14 protein-coding genes are annotated in these 13,238 nt (G+C 73.8%); 11 read left to right on the top strand and 3 right to left on the bottom strand.

Translation table 11 applies throughout. The features are described 5' to 3' along the window. Positions 1 to 166 precede the first annotated feature (166 nt). Positions 167 to 1,870 (bottom strand): exo-alpha-sialidase, encoded by a 1,704-nt coding sequence (locus ACFYUV_RS17000; protein WP_387670365.1) that lies wholly within the window; start codon positions 1,868 to 1,870, stop codon positions 167 to 169. 247 nt (positions 1,871 to 2,117) lie between these two features. On the opposite strand from ACFYUV_RS17000, the gene ACFYUV_RS16995 reads away from it, so the two are divergent. The 5 genes from ACFYUV_RS16995 to ACFYUV_RS16975 all read left to right on the top strand — a co-directional run bounded on the left by ACFYUV_RS16995 (position 2,118) and on the right by ACFYUV_RS16975 (position 7,595). Beyond that, on the top strand, positions 2,118 to 3,008 hold the full coding sequence (locus ACFYUV_RS16995) for a hypothetical protein (protein ID WP_387669467.1): 891 nt from the start codon (positions 2,118 to 2,120) through the stop codon (positions 3,006 to 3,008). 69 nt (positions 3,009 to 3,077) lie between these two features. Continuing rightward, a complete protein-coding gene (locus ACFYUV_RS16990) occupies positions 3,078 to 3,344 on the top strand; it encodes a hypothetical protein (protein ID WP_358286247.1) in 267 nt (88 codons plus the stop codon). Between the two features lie 46 nt (positions 3,345 to 3,390). Further along, positions 3,391 to 4,776, top strand: coding sequence for an FAD-binding oxidoreductase (locus tag ACFYUV_RS16985; RefSeq protein ID WP_387669465.1), 1,386 nt, complete (start codon positions 3,391 to 3,393; stop codon positions 4,774 to 4,776). Between the two features lie 85 nt (positions 4,777 to 4,861). Then, positions 4,862 to 6,430 carry an MFS transporter gene (locus tag ACFYUV_RS16980; protein ID WP_387669463.1) on the top strand — a complete coding sequence of 523 codons (1,569 nt, stop codon included), beginning with the start codon at positions 4,862 to 4,864 and terminating at the stop codon, positions 6,428 to 6,430. A gap of 25 nt (positions 6,431 to 6,455) precedes the next feature. Beyond that, positions 6,456 to 7,595, top strand: coding sequence for an FAD-dependent oxidoreductase (locus tag ACFYUV_RS16975; RefSeq protein WP_387669461.1), 1,140 nt, complete (start codon positions 6,456 to 6,458; stop codon positions 7,593 to 7,595). 36 nt (positions 7,596 to 7,631) lie between these two features. Here ACFYUV_RS16975 and ACFYUV_RS16970 read toward each other — a convergent pair whose 3' ends face one another. Further along, complete coding sequence (locus ACFYUV_RS16970) at positions 7,632 to 8,090, bottom strand: Lrp/AsnC family transcriptional regulator (protein ID WP_387669459.1); 459 nt, start codon at positions 8,088 to 8,090, stop codon at positions 7,632 to 7,634. A gap of 95 nt (positions 8,091 to 8,185) precedes the next feature. Here ACFYUV_RS16970 and ACFYUV_RS16965 point away from each other — a divergent pair, with 95 nt between their 5' ends. From ACFYUV_RS16965 to ACFYUV_RS16955, 3 genes are all read left to right on the top strand, one after another. After that, on the top strand, positions 8,186 to 9,067 hold the full coding sequence (locus ACFYUV_RS16965; protein ID WP_387669457.1) for an LLM class flavin-dependent oxidoreductase: 882 nt from the start codon (positions 8,186 to 8,188) through the stop codon (positions 9,065 to 9,067). Beyond that, positions 9,054 to 9,479, top strand: coding sequence for a nucleoside deaminase (locus tag ACFYUV_RS16960; protein WP_387669455.1), 426 nt, complete (start codon positions 9,054 to 9,056; stop codon positions 9,477 to 9,479). Before ACFYUV_RS16965 ends, ACFYUV_RS16960 begins: the two co-directional genes overlap by 14 nt. Positions 9,480 to 9,702: 223 nt before the next feature. Beyond that, positions 9,703 to 10,668, top strand: a complete 966-nt coding sequence (locus ACFYUV_RS16955; protein ID WP_387670363.1) for a fatty acid desaturase family protein — start codon at positions 9,703 to 9,705, stop codon at positions 10,666 to 10,668. Here the strand turns inward: ACFYUV_RS16955 and ACFYUV_RS16950 are convergent. Beyond that, positions 10,635 to 10,937: a hypothetical protein gene (locus ACFYUV_RS16950; protein ID WP_387669453.1), complete on the bottom strand. Its 303-nt coding sequence runs from the start codon at positions 10,935 to 10,937 to the stop codon at positions 10,635 to 10,637. The two genes, ACFYUV_RS16955 and ACFYUV_RS16950, sit on opposite strands and share 34 nt — an antisense overlap. A 76-nt stretch (positions 10,938 to 11,013) precedes the next feature. Between ACFYUV_RS16950 and ACFYUV_RS16945 the strand changes: the two genes are divergently transcribed. The 3 genes from ACFYUV_RS16945 (at position 11,014) to ACFYUV_RS16935 (ending at position 13,200) form a co-directional block, all read left to right on the top strand. Next, positions 11,014 to 11,577, top strand: a complete 564-nt coding sequence (locus ACFYUV_RS16945; protein ID WP_387669452.1) for a hypothetical protein — start codon at positions 11,014 to 11,016, stop codon at positions 11,575 to 11,577. Between the two features lie 107 nt (positions 11,578 to 11,684). Then, the gene (locus ACFYUV_RS16940) at positions 11,685 to 12,218 is read left to right on the top strand and encodes a copper resistance protein CopC (RefSeq protein WP_387669450.1); all 534 of its coding nucleotides are present in this window, start codon (positions 11,685 to 11,687) and stop codon (positions 12,216 to 12,218) included. Then, a complete protein-coding gene (locus ACFYUV_RS16935) occupies positions 12,208 to 13,200 on the top strand; it encodes a hypothetical protein (RefSeq protein WP_387669449.1) in 993 nt (330 codons plus the stop codon). The genes ACFYUV_RS16940 and ACFYUV_RS16935 overlap by 11 nt, the downstream gene beginning before the upstream one ends. The last annotated feature ends 38 nt before the right edge of the window (positions 13,201 to 13,238 follow it).

The following is a 13,238-nucleotide window of genomic DNA, read 5'->3' as shown; positions in this document are numbered from 1 at the left end:
GGCCGGAAGGCGGGCAGAGAGGAACGGAAGTCACAGTAACCGAGTCGCGCGTTTCCGCCCGGCCGGGAGAAACTCCGGTCCCGAAAAGCCCGCCGTGTCCGGGCGTCACATTCCGTAGGCTCGCGCCATTTCGGCCCGCCTGATAATCCGCATATTCCGGCCGGGTTCAGCGGCCGTAGAGTTCGAGTTCGCTGAGCATGCTGCAGGAGTCGCCGATCTCGGCGTCGCAGTCGTCCGTCGGCTCGGTGACGACCATGACGTGCGCGCCGGTGCGGGCCACCGTGTGGTAGCGCATGGCGTAGTCGGTCCGGTCCTCGACGGTGACGACGGGCTCGCCCCAGGAGCGGCCGTCGGCGGAGACGTACACGCGGGCGCCGGCCGCGTGCCCGGGGCGCAGGGCGAGGCCGATCCGATTGATCGCGTACGGGCGGTCGAGGTGCAGGACGTACCGGCCGGGGCCGGCGGCGACGGCGCCGGACCAGTAGTCGGTGCTGCCGTCGAAGGCGCCCGACGGGCCGGTGCGCGGCCGGCCGGGACGGGTCCAGCGCATGTCGGTCTCGACCTTGAGCGCGCCGCGGCGGTACAGGGCCGCCAGGTCGAGCAGGTCGGGGCCGGGGGGCGTGACGGTGTACAGGCGGCGCTTGATCGCGTACCAGCCGCCGTTCTCGAACTTGCCGTGGGCCGGGCAGGCCGTCTCGTTGAGCAGCCCGTCGGGGCGCACGCCGGGCAGCTTGCAGTTGTCGAACACCTGGATCAGCCGGTGCGGGCCGACCGCGGCCACGGCGGTGTAGCCCGAGGAGCCGTGCACGTCCCGCACGCCGTCGCTGTTGCGGTACGTCACCGTCTGCTGCCGCCACTCCTCGCCGATCCCGTCGGGGGCGATCGCCAGCCAGTTGTGCGGACGCCCGGCGCTGAGCACGAGCACGCCGTCCGGCATCAGCAGCAGCCGCGGCGCCACGCCGCGCACCAGGCAGTCCTGGCCGTCGATGCGCAGCGGCCGGACCGGCGACCAGGTGCGGCCGCCGTCGGAGGAGCGGCTCTGGTGCAGCGTGGAGGGCGGCTCGCCGTCCCTGCGCAGCACCGCCAGCAGGGAGCCGTCGAGCGTCTGGGCCAGGGCGGTCTCGTTGTGGACGAACGGCCCTTGGGGCGGGGCGATCACGCCGCGCCTGGCGAACGTGCGGCCGCCGTCGTCGCTGGCGAACACCTCCGCCTGGTAGGACTCGGTGTCGCCCTGGCGGATGTAGGCCGTGAACAGGATCGTGCCGTCGGCGAGCTGGATCGGCAGGCCGTGCGCGGCCCCGCCGGAGGCGCCGGCGTCCGGCGAGGAGACCGTGGCCTCCCAGCGCACCCAGCTCTCGTCGTGCGCCGAGGTGGAGGACAGCACGCCCAGCTTGGCGGTGCCCGGTCCGGAGCGCCGCAGGTAGTACTCCAGGGCCAGCAGCCGGCCGTCGCGCAGCTCGATCGGCGCCTCCCGCAGCGGCGTGCGGTTGCTCGGGCCGAACGTGACGCCGCCGTCGTCGGAGGTCGCCGACTCACTGGAGAGGGTGACGACCTTGTCCACGTTGGTGGCGTAGGTGACCAGGAGCTTCCTGACCGGAGCGCCGTCGCGGCCCACCGTGTCCAGCGCCGCCACGCTCGGGAACCCGGCGAAGTCGAGCCGCTGCTCCGACGACGGCTCGCGCTCGGCGGGCGTCGGGTACGGGTAAATCCACCGCGGTGAGACATCAGTGTCGATCAGGTAAGGCCCCTCCGGAACCGACTTGCCGGTGAACTCCGGCATACGGCAGAACGTCTCGCCGGCGTGCGTGACCCCATGGGCCGCGGGCAGCCCGGCGGCCAGGAACACCGCCGCCAGCGCGGCTCTGGGCATCGCCACCGGGGACTCCTTCCTCTCGTGGCCGCTCGCGGGCGGCCGCCTCGCGACGGGCGAGGCCATGCCTTGTCTCTGCCCCCTCAGGCCCCTTCTTTCACCTGCGTCCCAGGGTTGCCAACCGTGCGTCCGATAGGTATTCGTTAAGTGTCAGTTGACAGCGACGGGCTGCGACCCGAGGATCAGAGCTGCAGGATTAAGTGTCAATTTACGCAGGAGGGACCTTCGGGTCTGGAGGTGGCCTCAGATGAGCATCGAGCCCAGGGCGCGAGTCGCCCCCGAGCGCGTGCCGCCGGTCTGGGCGGCGGACCCGGCGCCGGTGGCGCCGGAGACGGCGGCGCAGCAGAAGGTCGTCCAGCGCATCTGCGCCAGGGTGGCCCCCGAAGGGGTCGAGGTCGGCGTCGGCGAGCTGCCCCCCGGCGGCCTGCAGGTGTGGATCGACGCCCCCGTCCACGTCGACCCGCGCGAGGCATGGGTGCTCCACCACCGCATGGCCCGCGAGGTCAGCCTCGTCGGCTGGCACTGCGAGGCCGACAGCGACCGGCTGCTGGTGCTCGGCTGGAGCGCCGCCTGCCTGCACAACCGCATCAGGCTGCTGCAGAGCGGGCTGAAGCGGCTGTCCGACTTCGAGCACACCGCGCAGCGGGCCGTGCAACTGGAGGGCGAGGACCCGCGGGGCCGCACCGCGGCCGACGTCGCCGCCGCGACCCGCGCCGCCGTCGAGCGGCGGCTGCGCTGGCCGGCCCGGCTGGCCGAGCTCGACGGGTTCGACCGCAGCTCCGGCCTGTCCCACCTGCAACTGCTCCTGGCCCAGGTGGTCGGGCTGGAGTCGAAGGTGGCCGCGGCCTGCGAAGAGCACCTGATCATGGCCCGCGCCCTCGCGTGGTCCGTCTGCGAGCACTACGCCGCCCACGGCGACCTGCCCAGGGCGCAGCGCGAGGTGCTGGCCGAGACCCGCCGGTGGGTGCACGCCAGCTCGATCATCCGCGGCACCGCCGCCGTGCGTCCGGCCGGCGCGCCCCGTCCGCACATGGGGCTGACCGAGCGCCGGATCGCCGCCAGCGTCATCAACCACGGCGTGCCGAGGGCGACCCCCACGGCCGTCATCCCCCGCTCCGGCCACCAGGAGAGCACGTGACGACCCACGTGCCGCTCCACGGGCGGCAGCACGCACAACCCGTACGAACCCTGTAGGAGAGCTCCCGTCATGCGAACCCCACCGCATCTGCCCGCGCTCGTCCGGCACGAGTCGTCCGACACCGGACGCACCCGCGCCCGCCGCCACCCCTACGGCCCGCACGACGTGCCCGCACAGGCCGCCCCGCGCGGCTCACTCGACTTCCCCGCCCCCGCCCCCGCCGCCGTCCCGCCCGCGCCGTACGAGGCGTTCACCGAGCAGCGGCTGCGTGAGATCAGGGAGATGTCCACCCAGGCCATCGGCTCCATCGACGACCTCCTCCAGCACACCGCCTGACGTGATTTCGCATCCCCCGAGGAGAGCCATGCAGGGACTATCGCGAGTGGATCTGCGGCCGCGTGACGTGGGCGCCCACCGACCGCGTTCGCTGGCGGGCACCGAGACCCCGCACACCCTGGACGAGGTACGCGCCCTCGTCCGCCGGGCCATGGTGAGCAAGAGCCGCCTCTACCCGGTCAGCACCGGCAGGAACTGGGGCATGGGCTCCGCGCTGCCGGTCACCGAGGACAACGTCGTCGTCGACCTCAGCCGGATGAACCGCATCCGCGGCCTCGACCTGGAGGCCGGCTACGCCGTCATCGAGCCCGGCGTGACCCAGGCCCAGCTCGCCGCGGCGCTGCGGGACACGCCGTGGATGCTCAACGTCACCGCCTCCTGCGCCGACACCTCGGTCATCGGCAACGCCCTCGAACGCGGCGACGGCTGCTTCCGCTCCCGGGTCCAGGACGTGGCCGGCATCGAGGCCGTGCTCGCCGACGGCAGCGTGATCACCACCGGCGGGCTCGACCCCACCGGCGTCTACCACGGCCGGGTCGCCGGGCCCGACCTGACGTCCGCGTTCGTCCAGCACAATCTGGGCGTCGTCACCGCCATGGCCGTCTCGCTGGTGCCGCGCCCGGAGACGATCGGGCTCGTGCACGCGCGCATCCGGCGCGACCAGGTCGGCGCCGCGATCGGCGCGATGACCGGGTTCCTGCGCCGTGGCAACCCCGCGGGCGGGCTCATGCGGCTCCGCGAGCTCGCCCTCGCGCCCGGCCGCGACGGCGGCTGGCTGCTGCCGGCGGGCGTGGACACCGGCAAGTTCACCGTCCTCGGTCCGCTGCTCGGCACCGGCGCCACCGTCGAGCTGGCCGAGGAGATGCTGCGCAAGGCGCTCATCGAGGTCGAGGGCGGCGAGACGCTGCGCGTGCTCGACGCCGCCGCGGTCGGCCCCGACGACCCGCTCTACACCAGGGCGCTCACCGCCCAGGGCATCCCGACCTGCCAGGGCGTGCGCAACGCGCTCGGCGTCACCTCCTGCGACCAGATCGACGCCGGCGGCATGGGCTTCCTCGTGCTGCTGCCGCTGATGCCGCTGCACGCCACGAGGACCGAGCGCATCCTCGACGCCCTGCAGAGCGCCGTCGACACCCACGGCATCGCCCTGATGGTGGAGTGGAACCTGGTCAGCCCGCACATGGCCAACGCCGTCATCCAGATCTTCTTCGACGGGGCCGACGCCGACGCCGCCCACCGCGCCCACCAGCTGCGCAACGACGCGAGCTGCCTGCTGCGCGGCCACGGCTGCGCCATCTACCGCTCCGACATCGACCACGCCGCCGCCGACGTCTGGTCCGAGACCAGCACCGCCAGCCTCGGCATGCTCCACCGGCTCAAGACCGCTCTCGACCCGGACGGCCTGCTCTCTCCCGGCCGTTACGGCGCCTGACCCCCCGAACCACCCCGCGCCGGTCGCACCCACCGCAGTGTGCCGGCCGGCGGGGAACCTGAGGCTTTCCTGCGAGGAGGACCGAGTGCGTGAGACACCAGTGGCCGTCAGAGCAACCGGCGTGACCCGCCGTCACGCCGTGATGCTGCGGCTGGTCGGCGCGGGCGTGATGCTGACCGTGATGGCCGACACCACGGCCACCACCCTGGCCGTCGGCGTGCTGCGTTACACCCCCGCGGGCGCCGGCATGCCGCTGGGCGACCTGGTCTGGCTGACCAGCGCCGCCTTCATCCCGATCGCGGCGCTGCTGGCCACGGCCGGCCGCTGGGCCGACCTGTTCGGCCGCCGCCGGGTGCTGGCGTTCGGGCTGGTGGTCTTCGTGGCCGGCGGGATCGCCACCGTGGCCGCGTCGTCCTGGTCGTTCGTGCTGGCCGCGCGGGCGGTGCAGGGCGCGGGCGCGGCGGCGATGATCCCGGCCAGCCTCGGGTTGCTGCTCGGCGAGCTGCCCGAGTCGCAGCGCCGGGGCGCGATCGCGCTGTGGAGCTCGGCCTCCGGGCTCGGCTGCCTGCTCATGCAGGCCGGCGGCGGCTGGCTGGCCGCCACCGTCGACTGGCGCGCCCTGTTCGTGCCCGACGTCGTCATGGGCGTCGCGCTGCTGATCGCCTGCGCCGCGCTCCCGTCCGGCAGGCGCGCCGCGGCCAAGGGCGTGCCGGACGTGCTGGGCGCCTGGCTGCTGGCCGCCGGGATCGCGGTGATCGTGCTGGCCATCTCCAAGGCCATGGCCTGGGGCATGGACGTCGTGTGGCTGGCCGTCGCGGCCCTGGCGCTGCTCGGCGGCGCGCTGGCCCAGGCCAGGCACCACCGCCTGCCGGCCATCGACCTGGCGTTGTGGCGGCAGCGCAAGTTCGTCTGGGGCTGGCTGGCCACCTGGTTCTTCGGCGCCCTGTCCTACGGGCTGCTCACCGTGCAGCCGCTGTACCTGCTGCACCTCGGCTACCCGATGCTGGAGGTGGCGATGTGGCTGACGCCCACCTCGGTGGCCGTCGTCGTCACCAGCTACCTGGCCGGCAAGGTGCTCAAGCACATCGGCGCGTACGGCCTGATCTACGCCGGCTCCCTGCTCTGCGGCGGCGCGTGCGTGCTGGTGCTGACCCAGTCAGGGCCGACGGTGTGGGGCCTGATCGCCAGCGTCGTGGTCGGCATGGGCGTCGGCGCGCTGGCGCCCGGCACCTCCGTGGCCACCACCCTGGCCGCCCGCCCCAGCCAGTACGCCTCCGCCGTCGGCGCGGCCACCATGGCGCGCATGGTCGGCGGGGCCGTCGGCATCGCCGTGGTGTCCCTCGTCATCGACCACCCGTTCATCCTGACCGGCCCGCTGGCCGGGCTGGCCGGCGCGCTCGCCATGTGCGTGGCCATCTCGGTGTTCATCGGGGCCATCGCACTCACCAAGATCACCCGGCTGCGGACCGACCCGGGCGACGACATGATCAAGGTGCCGCGCCGGCTGCTGCTGGAGCTGCGCATGACCCTCGCCACCGTCGCGGCGGAGGCCGACGCGCTGCTGCCTGTCGAGACCCGCACGACCCCCAGGGATCACATCCCGAGGCCCCGGGCGGCAGAGAGCTCGGAGACCTACGGAACCACGCACGTCTAGTACAACCTCAAGAAGGGCTCTCGTCATGGCAACCACCTCGTGCGACGTGGCCATCGTCGGCGCCGGGCTCGGCGGCTGTTTCCTCGCACTGCTGCTGCGCCGCCGCGGGCAGCGCGTCGTCGTCATCGAGCAGGGACCTTCGATCCCCAGCGCGGGCGCCGACTTCCTCAAGCCCCCCGGCCTGCGGGTGCTGGCCCGCCACGGGCTGGCCGAGCTCGTCGAGCGCCACGGCCTGCGGCGCGACCTCATCCGCTACTACCACGACGGCGAGCCGATCAGGGAGTGCCGCTTCCCCGACGGGGGCTTCCTCATCCGCCCCTACCGCGAGCTGGTCGAGCTCATCTACGCCTGCTGCGCGATGGAGGGCGTCGAGTTCTGCTTCGACGCCGCCATCGAGCACGTCGAGCGCGAGGGCGACCGCATCGAGCTGCTGACGCTGTCCGACGGCAGCCGGCTGCGCGCCGACGTGGTCGTGGGCGCCGACGGCACCAAGTCGGCCGTGCGCCGGGCGCTCGACATCGACCAGGTCACCATGCCCTACGACCGGCTGCTGATGCGGGTGGCCACCGTGCCGCTGAGCGCCAGCGTCGCCCAGCTCAACCGGCTCTACTTCAGCTCCGGCGGCTGGCTCGCCTACCTGTACCCGCTCGACAGGGACCAGGCCAGAGTGTTCGTCGGCCTGCCCCCCGAGCAGGACGACGAAGTCTTCGGCCGGGGCGCCGCCGGCCTGCCCGACATGCTGGAGGGCTTCGTCACCGACAGCACCGACGCCTTCGCCTCCCTGCAGGCCGCCGCCTGGCAGCCGATCAGGGTCTCGTCGCTGCGGGTGGGGGCGTACCACAGGGGCAACGCCGCGCTGCTCGGCTCGGCCGCCTTCGCCTGCCACCCGATGACCGGCATGGGCATGAGCTACACCCTGTACGACGCCGAGATCCTGGCCGACGTCATCTCCGCGGCCGGCGGCGACCTGCCGCTGCTCGACAAGCTGCTCCAGGCCCGCTACGAGCCGCGCCGGCAGGCGCACCGGCAGCTCATCGACTACGGCGACGCCCTGGCCGCCACGTTCCACGACCGGCGGGCGTACCTGCGGGCCTTCCGCGCCGACCTGCACATCTACGGCGACGAGGCGGCGCCCCGCACCGCTCCCGCGCTGCAGCCGATCTGACCCCGCCGCCCTCCGGGAGGCCCCGCCGCGCCCGCCTCAGATCCGTGCGGGCGGGGCGGCCGGGCCCCGGTAGGGCAGGGTCTGGCTGTAGACGATGCTGGTCGTGGTGCTGCCGAACCGGGCCAGCTCGTCGATGACGCGTTCGAGGTGGGGCATCGAGCCGGCCGCCACCTTCAGCGTGTAGCAGTCCTCGCCGGTGGTGCGCAGGCATTCGAGGATCTCCGGGCGCTCGCCGAGCAGGCGGCGCAGCGGCTCGTGCCGGCTGCCGGGATACTTCAGCCGCACGACGGCCAGCACGCCGAACCCGACCTTGCCCAGATCGACCTCCGCCCGGTAGCCGGCGATGACGCCCAGCGCCTCCAGCCGCCTGACCCGCTCGGTCGTCGCCGAGGCGCTGAGGTTGACCCGGCGGCCCAGCTCGGTCAGCGGCAGCCGGCCCTCCCGCTGCAGCTCCGCCAGGATCGCCCAGTCGGTGTCGTCGAGATCCTCGGCCATCCGGCGAATATACCGGCAGATCCACGGCGATCCCCGCCGCACACCGTGAGCGGGGCCTTCAACCCGGCGGGACGGCCTGGATAGCCTTCGGTGTCATGAGAATCGGCGTGAACGTACCGAACTTCGGGCCCGGCACCGACCCGGCCACGCTGCGGCGATGGGCGCAGACCGTCGAGGGCCTCGGCTACGACCTGCTGATGATCTCCGACCACGTCGCGATCACCCCCGACGTCGCCCAGCAGTACCCGGGTCCCTTCTACGAGCCGTTCACCACGCTCTCCTGGCTGGCCGGGATCACCACGCGGGTCAGGCTCGGCACCTCGGTGCTCATCGTGCCGTACCGGCATCCGCTGGTGATGGCCCGGATGGCGGCCAACCTCGACCGGTTCAGCGGCGGCCGGCTGGTGCTCGGCGTGGGCATCGGCTGGGCGCGGCAGGAGTTCGACGCGCTCGGGGTGCCGTTCGAGCGGCGCGGACGGCTGACCGACGACCACCTGCTGGCCATGCGCGCCGCCTGGTCCGCCGCCGACGACTACCGCGCCGGGCCCATCCCGTTCTGGGTCGGCGGCAACGGCGAGGCCGGCCTGCGCCGCGCCGTACGGCTGGGCCAGGCGTGGCACCCCCTGCGCAACACCCTGCCCTGGCTGCGCGAGGCCGCCGGGCGGCTGGCGGACGTGGCCGGCGAGCTCGGCCGCCCGGTCCCCGCGTTCGCGCCACGCATCCTGCTGCGGCTGACCGCCGAGCCGGTCACCGGCCCCGGCCGCCACGCCGGGGAGGGCACTCTCGACCAGGTCCTGGCCGACCTCGACGCGCTGCGGCAGCTGGGCGCCGACACCGTCGTGCTCGACCCGTTCGCCGGCGACCCCGCCGAGACGCTGCACCCCCAGACGGCCTGGCACGCGCTCGCCGCCGTGGCCGGCCACTGGGACCTCGAATCCCGCGACCCGTCCAAGGAGGACGACGATGACCCCCGATGACGAGACCCTGCTGCGCCGGGCCATCGAGCTGGCCGCCCGCGCCCGCGCGAACGGCGAGGCCCCCTTCGGCTCGCTGCTGGCCGGCCCCGGCGGCGAGGTGCTGGCCGAGGAGCACAACACGGTTCTCGGCGACCGCGACATCTCCGCCCACCCGGAGCTGAAGCTGGCCCGCTGGGCCGCCCGCGAGCTGACCCCGGAGGCCGCGGCCGCCACCACCATGTACACCAGCTGCCAGCCGTGCGGCATGTGCGCGGGCGCCATCGAACGCTCCGGCCTCGGCCGCGTGGTGTACGCCCTGTCGAACGAGCAGCTCGCCGGCCTCAAGACCGGCCCCGGCTGGCCGCACGTCCCGCAGGAGGGCCCGGCCCTGTACGCCGAGGCCAGCGCCCCGCTGGACGGCTACTACCGCTGACCCGCGCGGCCCCGCCGGGGGCCGCCGATGGTAGGGCCTGCCCCACCATCAGGACGGGTGACAGCGGGGGTCCGCCGGAAGGCCGCCGCCGCGATGCTGAGGAGTGTTCACGCCCGCCTCACCAGCATCGGAGAGAGCATTGACCGTGGTGGAAACCCCTCGCGCCGCGCCCCGGGGGAGCGACTTCGCGCAGCTGTCGCGCCGCATCGCCCAGGCGGGGCTGATGGAGCGGCGGCCCGCCTACTACGCGATCAGGATCGGCCTGGTGGCCGCCCTGTTCGCCGGAGGGTGGACGCTGTTCGCCGCGGTCGGCGACTCCTGGGGGCAGCTCGGCGTCGCGGCGCTGCTGGCCGTCGCCTTCGCCCAGGTCACGCTGCTGGCTCACGACCTGGCGCACGGCCAGGTGTTCCGGTCGCGGCGGCGCAGCAGGATCGCCGGGCTGGTGGTCGGCAACCTGACCGTCGGGCTCAGCTACGGCTGGTGGATGGACAAGCACACCCGCCACCACGCCAACCCCAACCACGAGGACCACGACCCCGACGTCGCGCCCGACATCCTCATCTGGTCGCGGCGGCAGGCCGAGGCCAGCCGCGGGCTGCCCCGCTTCATCGGCAGGTGGCAGGCGTTCCTGTTCTTCCCCCTGCTCACGCTGGAGGGCCTGAACCTGAAGGTGGCCGGCTTCCGCGCCCTGCGCAGGGTGAAGGGCGGACGCACCGAGGGGCTGCTGCTCGTCGCGCACAACCTGGCCTACCTCGCGGGGGTGTTCGCGGTGCTGCCGCCCGGCAAGGCGCTCGCCTTCCTCGCCGTCCACCAGGCCTGCTACGGCGTGTACCTGGGCTGCACGTTCGCGCCCAACCACAAGGGCATGCCGGTGCTCACCGCCGAGGACTCCCTGGACTTCCTCCGCCGCCAGGTGCTGACCTCCAGGAACGTGCGCGGCGGCCGGCTGATGAACGTCGCGCTCGGCGGGCTCAACTACCAGATCGAGCACCACCTGTTCCCCGGCATGCCCTCGGCCAACCTGCGCCGCGCCCGGCCCCTCGTGCGCGAGTACTGCCGCGAGCTCGGCGTCGCGTACGTCGAGTGCGGGCTCGTCGAGTCGTGGGCCCAGGCCATGCGGCACCTGCACGACGTCGGGGCGCCGCTGCGCGCCCCTCAGGAGGTGACCACCAGCTCCAGGCCCTCCTGATCCTCCCGGATCTCATGGCCGGCCCCGGCCAGGACCATCCGCAGCGCGAGCAGGACCGCGGTGCGGATGGTCGCGTACTTCGCCAGGTGGGCGGCGGTGTCGGCGCCGGCCGGCCCCCAGACGACCACCACGCCGCGGGACGGATCGAGCCAGACGGTGAGCCCCCCGTCGACCGGCAGCAGGGACGGTTCGACGTTGAAACCCGCGTCGGTCAGCTCCCGCCGGACCACCAGTTCCAGATCCGGCCCATCGCCTCGGGCGAAGTCCATCAGAGTCAGCTGCCCCCGCGCGGACACGCCGAACGCGCCGCCTGGTAAGTGTGGCGGTTGTGTAAGGATGGCGGCTGTGACCGCCGCGTCAGTCTGGCTGCGTCTGTCGCGGGCCGTCGTGTTCGCGACGGTCTGCGGCTTGGTGTCCGCGGCGGGGCACCTGCTGGCCGGTGGCGGGGCCGTCCCGCTCTGGGGCGGCGCGCTCGGGGTGCTGGCCGCCCTCGCCGCCGCGCTCACGATCAACGGCCGCGAGCGCGGCCCCGCGGCGATCCTGGCCGCCACCACGCTCACCCAGCTCGTGCTGCACCAGCTCTTCGAACGCCTCGCGCCCGCCACGGGCGCCGCCGCCGGGCACGGCCATCCCGCGCCCGCCATGGCGTTGGTCCACCTCACCGTGGCCGCGCTGACGGCGTGGTGGCTGCACCGCGGCGAGCGCGCGCTGTGGCTCATGATCCGCCTGTCCGCCGCGCCGCCCCCGATCCTCGGGCCGCTGATGCTCGCGCCGGTCGAGGCGCCGATCCCGCCGCGCCGCCCCGACGGGCGCGCTCGGGCGTACGCCGACGTCCCCACTCCGATGGGCAGGACCGCCTGCCGCACGGTCACCCGGCGAGGACCACCCCGGCGGCTCCGCCTCCGCTGAAGTCCCGCGTCCCGGTTCAGGACGCGTCCCCGTCCGTGCTCTTCCGTGCTCTTCCGTGCCCGGACGGCGCCCCGGCGCCGGTCCGGCCGTCCGCATCCGGAGTTCCCATGAAACCCTCCTGGCCCTTCCGCCTGGCCGCGCTCGCCTGCGCGGCCCTCCTGGTGCTGCTGCCGTCCACCGCGGCGCTCGCCCACGACACGCTCAAGAGCAGCTCACCGGCCAAGAACGCGCAGTTGTCCGCGATCGAGCGGATCGAGCTGGAGTTCAACGCCCACGTCCAGTTCCCCTTCGTCGTGCTGCACGACGCGGCGGGCAAAGCCGTCGAGGTCGGCAAGCCCCGCGTCGAGGGGCCCAAGGTGTTCGCCGAGGTGCCCCGGCAGCCCGCGCCCGGTTCGTACGTGATCGCCTGGCGTGTCGTGTCCTCCGACGGCCATCCGATCGAGGGCGAAATCCCGTTCGTCATGAAAGGATCTACTTCTCAACCGGCAGCGGCGCCCTCGCCCGTCGAGGAACGGCCCGCCGCGACGGGCGTCCCCGGCTGGATCTGGGGCGGGCTGGCGGTGCTCGTCGTGCTGGGCGCGGTCCTCCTGATCAGGGGCGCGCGCCGCGGCCCTGACCGGGAGGACGTGGATGCTGGTTGAGCGGGCCAGGCAGCTCGCGCGGCAGTGGGTGCTCGACGAGGGCGCCCGCCTGCCCGGGTTCGAGGGGGCGTTCCTGACCGGGTCCGCGCTGTGGGCGGCCCCGGGCACGGAGCTCGGCCCCACGTCCGACGTGGACGTGATGGTGCTCGCCGACCCGCCGCCCGCGATCGGCAAGTTCCGCTACGAGGGCGTCCTGCTGGAGGTCTCCGGCATCGCCCGCATCGGCTCCACCCACGAGGTGCTGAGCGACTACCACCTGGCCGGCAGCTTCCACCTGCCCAGCGTGCTGGCCGACCCGACCGGGCGGCTCGGCGAGATCCAGCGCCTGGTGGCCCGCGACTTCGCCGAACGGCCCTGGATCATCGCCCGCTGCACGCAGGCGATGGACCGGGTGCGCGGCTGGATCAACTCCATGGACGAGAACGCGCCCGTCCCCGAGCAGGTGGCGTCCTGGCTGTTCGGCACGGGCGTGACCACGCACGTCCTGCTGGTCGCCGGGCTGCGCAACCCGACCGTGCGCCGCCGGTACGCCGCCGTGCGCGAGCTGCTGGCCGGGCACGGCCGGCTCGACTGGCACGAGCACCTGCTCGAACTGCTCGGCTGCGCGCGGATGACCCCGCAGCGGGTGGAGCGGCACCTGGCGGCCCTGGAGGCGGTCTTCGACGCGACCGCCGGGCTGGAGGCGCCGTCCTACCGCTTCACCTCCGACATCACGCCGCAGGCGCGTCCGATCGCCATCGACGGCAGCCGCGAGCTCGTCGCCGCCGGGCTCCACCGGGAGGCGGTGTTCTGGCTGGTCGCCACGTACGCGCGCTGCCTGGACAAACGCGCCGCCGCCGGCGCGCCGGCGGGGTACGAGGAGGGCTTCCAGGAGCTGCTGGCCGACCTCGGCGCCGAGACGTTCGCCGACCGGCGCCGCCGCGGCGACCACGTGCTGGCCGCCCTGCCCAGCCTGTGGCAGACGGCCATGGCGCTGTGCTGACGGGCCGCCATGGCGCTGTGCTGACGGGCCCCGGGGCC

The organism is Nonomuraea sp. NPDC003560 (assembly GCF_042878785.1).
Classification (GTDB): Bacteria; Actinomycetota; Actinomycetes; order Streptosporangiales; family Streptosporangiaceae; genus Nonomuraea.
Note: the sequence above shows the minus strand (reverse complement) of the source record. Positions and strands in the feature narration are given on the sequence as shown.

Bases quoted from the DNA above. Each gene is read 5' to 3' on its own strand.
- ACFYUV_RS17000 (WP_387670365.1), bottom strand. From the start codon at position 1,870: ATGCCCAGAGCCGCGCTGGCGGCGGTGTTCCTGGCCGCCGGGCTGCCC.
- ACFYUV_RS16995 (WP_387669467.1), top strand. From the start codon at position 2,118: ATGAGCATCGAGCCCAGGGCGCGAGTCGCCCCCGAGCGCGTGCCGCCG.
- ACFYUV_RS16990 (WP_358286247.1), top strand. From the start codon at position 3,078: ATGCGAACCCCACCGCATCTGCCCGCGCTCGTCCGGCACGAGTCGTCC.
- ACFYUV_RS16975 (WP_387669461.1), top strand. From the start codon at position 6,456: ATGGCAACCACCTCGTGCGACGTGGCCATCGTCGGCGCCGGGCTCGGC.
- ACFYUV_RS16970 (WP_387669459.1), bottom strand. From the start codon at position 8,090: ATGGCCGAGGATCTCGACGACACCGACTGGGCGATCCTGGCGGAGCTG.
- ACFYUV_RS16965 (WP_387669457.1), top strand. From the start codon at position 8,186: ATGAGAATCGGCGTGAACGTACCGAACTTCGGGCCCGGCACCGACCCG.
- ACFYUV_RS16960 (WP_387669455.1), top strand. From the start codon at position 9,054: ATGACCCCCGATGACGAGACCCTGCTGCGCCGGGCCATCGAGCTGGCC.
- ACFYUV_RS16955 (WP_387670363.1), top strand. From the start codon at position 9,703: ATGGAGCGGCGGCCCGCCTACTACGCGATCAGGATCGGCCTGGTGGCC.
- ACFYUV_RS16950 (WP_387669453.1), bottom strand. From the start codon at position 10,937: ATGGACTTCGCCCGAGGCGATGGGCCGGATCTGGAACTGGTGGTCCGG.
- ACFYUV_RS16940 (WP_387669450.1), top strand. From the start codon at position 11,685: ATGAAACCCTCCTGGCCCTTCCGCCTGGCCGCGCTCGCCTGCGCGGCC.
- ACFYUV_RS16935 (WP_387669449.1), top strand. From the start codon at position 12,208: ATGCTGGTTGAGCGGGCCAGGCAGCTCGCGCGGCAGTGGGTGCTCGAC.